This window comes from Blautia sp. HCP3S3_D9, assembly GCF_052063845.1.
In the GTDB taxonomy this organism is placed as follows: Bacteria; Bacillota; Clostridia; order Lachnospirales; family Lachnospiraceae; genus Blautia_A.
This window is the reverse complement of sequence record NZ_JBQHWS010000204.1, coordinates 1-3996: the sequence shown is the minus strand read 5'-3', so window position 1 is coordinate 3996 and position 3996 is coordinate 1. Positions and strand designations below refer to the sequence as shown.

Below are 3996 nucleotides of genomic sequence, written 5' to 3'. Positions count from 1 at the left end.
CATTCCGGGTGTAGAGTTTGAGGCACTGGGAATTGTAAAGGGAACAGTTGTACAGACAAAAAATGTAGGAAAAGATTTCATGGCAGGGATGAAGACCCTGGTAGGCGGGGAAATCACAGGTTATACGGAAATGCTCAATGAGGCAAGACAGATTGCCACCAAGCGTATGGTAGATGAAGCTAAAGAGATGAATGCGGATGCTGTGATCGGTGTAAAATACGGCTCCTCCCAGGTAATGTCAGGGGCAGCAGAAGTGATCGCATATGGAACTGCAGTGAAGTATAAACAGGATTAAAAATTAAGAACAAGAGCAGAGAACGCATAAAGAGATCTTAAGTAAAGCAGAAAATCCGTAATGAAGGCTGGGAAAGGAAATTTAACGTATGAAGATTGAAGGAAATCAGAAGGAATTAGACGCAATGGCTGAGTTTCATAAAGGAAACCGCGCAGAGGGTCTGCGTCTGCAGGAGGAATTCGCGGCAGAATTTCGTGAAGAATACAAGGAGAAGGATCACTGTTCCTGCCAGAAAGCCTGTCGTTATCACGGAAACTGCAAGGAATGTGTGGCAATCCACAGAGCACACCAGGAACATGTTCCTAACTGTATGCGGCCTCTGCTCAATAAGAAGTTGAAACTGTTATCAGAGCTGACAGAACATACGCTGGCAAATGAGATAGAAGCACCGCATGAAATCCTGAGAAAGCCATCAAAAAGCTGAAAAATTCAGAAAATGCACTGGAAATAAAACGATGAAAGGCATAAAAGAGATATTAATATGAGCGATAATAAGAATGTAAATCAGGACAAAGGTCTTCAGGGAAATGAAAAAATAGAGCAGGCGATCGCTGCTCTGCAGCAGGAAGCCACTCAGGAAATGCTGGCACATACACTGACTGTAATCCGTAGACGAATGAGAGAAAACGGCCAGTTTATCCTTTCAGTAGAACCGCCCACAGGAGACAACCAGCTCCGGATCGGCACAGTGAAAACCGGAGATGGAAAAGTCTGGTGGGCGGCATTTACAAGCTTTGAGGAAGAACTGAAAGGCGGCGGAAGCGTACAATCCACTTTTCTGACAGACATAGATCAGCTTTTTCATTCAGCATTACAGGTAAATGAGATTGAGGGAATTATTCTTAACCCATGGAATCGGACGATCATGCTCGATAAGAACCTGATTAATATTATATTGGGAAATATATGAAGCTATGTAAAGAACTCTCATGTTCAGTTAAATAAAAGTCCTCATTGTTTATCCTTTTTACAATTTTTGCAAAGTTATGCGATAATTAAAAATGGATAAATACTGAGGACTTTTCTGCTTATCGGGAGTTTCCCATTTTGTTTAATTCAGGCAAGATTGTAACCAGCATGGTAATAAAGCACAGAGAACCACCGATCACATTGGATACCGGCTCTGCCATAAACACGCCATCTGTACCCATGTGTAATCCATAGGGCAGGAAATAAGTCAGCGGAACCACGATAAATACTTTACGAAGCAGGGAGAAAAAAATCGCCTGCTTTTTTTTATTTAATGATTTAAACACTGTCTGACCAATATACTGCAGATCCATAAAAATAAAGGCTGCGAAGTAAAGCTTCAGTGCAGGAACTGCATCCTTTAATAGTAGTTTGTCTGAACTGAAGATCCCGATCAGAAATTCAGGGGCAATGAGAATAACGCTCCACATGATACCTGTATAAATCAGAACCATAATGATTAGAACAACCCCTGCTTTCTTTACCCTGTCAGGACGTCTGGCTCCGTAATTGTAGCTGAGAACAGGAGAGGTTCCCTCATTGATCGCATGGATAGGTGTCTCCACCATCTGGCGAACACTGGATATAATAGTCATGACAGAGATATAAATATCACCGCCTGTCACGGAAAGAACATTATTGCAGCAGATACTTACCAGGCTATTAGTCAGCTGCATGATAAATCCGGCAGACCCCAGACTGATGATATCCCTGGCATGTCTGGTGCACTCAGAAATCTCATTTATATGAATCCATCTTACCTTCAATTCTGATTTTCCATGAAGAAAATAAAATACAAGCAAGGCAGAGAGAATCTGAGAGATGACAGTAGCAATCGCTGCACCCTTAATCCCCATATCCAGAACAAAAATAAAAATCGGATCAAGAATAATATTTGCCACTGCACCGACTGTTACTGACAGCATACCGATAATGGCATATCCCTGTGCATTGATAAAAGGATTCATTCCTGTTGCTATCATGGAAGGGAGAGTACCCAGAAGGTAAATCATCAGATAGGGATACGCATAAACCAGAGCATCATCTGAAGCACCAAACAGAGTCAGTAAGGGGCGGGCAAAAAGAAATCCGATCAGCATCAGCACAGCAGCACTTCCACATAACATGGTGAAAGCAGTATTCATGATCATGTCAGCAGTCCTGGAATCTCCTTTTCCGCGGTTGATAGAGAAAATTGGTGCACCTCCGGAACCAAAGAGATTACTGAAAGCAGTAATGATCATGATGATCGGAAAGCATAAGCCCACAGCGCCAAGTGCAGTTGTTCCTATATCATGGATCCTGGCGATATAGATACGGTCCACAATGTTGTATAAAAGATTCAATATCTGCGCTACCAGCATGGGAAGTGCAGCACTTAATATATTGTTGGTTACAGTTCCATTTTCAAAATCAATTCGTTTCATTATAAATCTTCCTAAGTTTAAAACTTTTATCGTGCATATAAGTATATCATAAAGTAAACAGAAATTCACTCTGATACAGTGGTGTTGGAACAAAATATTCTCTGAAATTGTCATAAGTCATGATACAGAGAATAAAAAAGCATTTTTTATCCATACTATTTTCATGTAACAAAATACAGTATTTCTTAAAAAAGGAGACAACAGACTATGATTTTAAAAGAAAAGGAACGTTCAGTAATCGAAGATCTTCAGACACAAGAGAAAAGCTGTGTGGAAAAGTATGGAAAATACGCAGAACAGGCCAGAGACCCGGAGCTTAAAAATCTTTTCCGGAATATCCAGCAGGAAGAACAGAAGCATTATGAGTCTTTGTCAATGATTCTTTCCGGAAGTGTGCCTGAATGTAACTGTAATGACAGATCAGGCAGAGATTATCAGCCAAAAGCGGTCTATACAGCTATGAGTTCACCGGAAGACAAAGAGCACGATGCGTTTCTTGCAACAGACTGTATTGGTACAGAGAAGCTGGTGTCAGGAACATACAATGATGATGTATTTGCCTTTGGCGATAGTGGTGTACGCAAGCTGTTGGCTGATATACAGATTGAGGAGCAGAATCATGCGGAGATGCTGTATAAGTATAAAACAGTGAATGGAATGGCATAACAGCGAAAATTCCCAGATGACTCTGAGAGGAAAATCCCAGATAAGTGGCGATTTCAATATAAGAATAGGGGGAACAAGCCAGAAGATTCCTGGTAAGTTTTACCTTTTCCTGTAAAATGAAATCCGTAAGAGTAACGTTTTCACATTGCCTGAATAGTTCAGAAAGATAATTCGCATTCAGATGCAGATACTCTGCAATATCCTGGATGCGGATTTTTCGTGTAAATGTTTGAAAATGTAATCTTTGGACTGTTCCACCCAGATATTTTTGGAGGTAATATCAGAAAGAAGTCTATGAAGCAAGAATCAAGATCCATCGTTCTGAGTACATTACAGAAAGAGACTTCACAAGAATTAAATCCATGGGAATGGATGCAGTGAGAATCCCGGTTCCATATTTCATTTTCGGTGACAGAGAACCATTCATCGGATGTATTGAATAATTGCGCGTCGCATTCTCGTTACTTTAGTGAGGAGTTAGACGCGCAAATTTTTTACTTAAAGAAAGAACACATGTTTACTTCTGGCACTATATGTGCTAAAATATAGCCATGGGTAATAGAAAAAACAACAGAATCTGAGAAAAGAGTTATCAGGGAGGAATAAAAATGCAGATAATATCCAGTTATGGTGTAGAAT

The 3996-nt window shown here is 40.4% G+C and carries 5 protein-coding genes and 2 pseudogenes; 5 read left to right on the top strand and 2 right to left on the bottom strand.

Annotated elements, in window-relative coordinates; genetic code table 11:
- The first annotated feature begins 1 nt into the window (after position 1).
- From ACTNES_RS19850 to ACTNES_RS19840, 3 genes are all read left to right on the top strand, one after another.
- Positions 2-295, top strand: coding sequence for a YbjQ family protein (locus ACTNES_RS19850; RefSeq protein ID WP_441040474.1), 294 nt, complete (start codon positions 2-4; stop codon positions 293-295).
- An 88-nt stretch (positions 296-383) separates the two neighbouring features.
- Positions 384-719 (top strand): hypothetical protein, encoded by a 336-nt coding sequence (locus ACTNES_RS19845; protein ID WP_019163047.1) that lies wholly within the window; start codon positions 384-386, stop codon positions 717-719.
- Positions 720-776: 57 nt separating this feature from the next.
- A complete protein-coding gene (locus ACTNES_RS19840; RefSeq protein ID WP_019163046.1) occupies positions 777-1205 on the top strand; it encodes an SseB family protein in 429 nt (142 codons plus the stop codon).
- A 118-nt stretch (positions 1206-1323) separates the two neighbouring features.
- On the opposite strand, the gene ACTNES_RS19835 is transcribed toward ACTNES_RS19840, so the two are convergent.
- Positions 1324-2691: an MATE family efflux transporter gene (locus tag ACTNES_RS19835; protein ID WP_008705109.1), complete on the bottom strand. Its 1368-nt coding sequence runs from the start codon at positions 2689-2691 to the stop codon at positions 1324-1326.
- Positions 2692-2898: 207 nt separating this feature from the next.
- Here ACTNES_RS19835 and ACTNES_RS19830 point away from each other — a divergent pair, with 207 nt between their 5' ends.
- Positions 2899-3357, top strand: coding sequence for a ferritin-like domain-containing protein (locus tag ACTNES_RS19830; protein WP_025581036.1), 459 nt, complete (start codon positions 2899-2901; stop codon positions 3355-3357).
- Between the two features lie 25 nt (positions 3358-3382).
- Here the strand turns inward: ACTNES_RS19830 and ACTNES_RS19825 are convergent.
- Positions 3383-3544 (bottom strand): annotated as a pseudogene (locus ACTNES_RS19825) (hypothetical protein); the annotation flags it as partial.
- 97 nt (positions 3545-3641) lie between these two features.
- Between ACTNES_RS19825 and ACTNES_RS19820 the strand changes: the two are divergent.
- Positions 3642-3797 (top strand): annotated as a pseudogene (locus ACTNES_RS19820) (beta-glucosidase); the annotation flags it as partial.
- Positions 3798-3996: the final 199 nt, after the last annotated feature.

Bases quoted from the DNA above. Each gene is read 5' to 3' on its own strand.
- ACTNES_RS19830 (WP_025581036.1), top strand. From the start codon at position 2,899: ATGATTTTAAAAGAAAAGGAACGTTCAGTAATCGAAGATCTTCAGACA.
- ACTNES_RS19835 (WP_008705109.1), bottom strand. From the start codon at position 2,691: ATGAAACGAATTGATTTTGAAAATGGAACTGTAACCAACAATATATTA.
- ACTNES_RS19840 (WP_019163046.1), top strand. From the start codon at position 777: ATGAGCGATAATAAGAATGTAAATCAGGACAAAGGTCTTCAGGGAAAT.
- ACTNES_RS19845 (WP_019163047.1), top strand. From the start codon at position 384: ATGAAGATTGAAGGAAATCAGAAGGAATTAGACGCAATGGCTGAGTTT.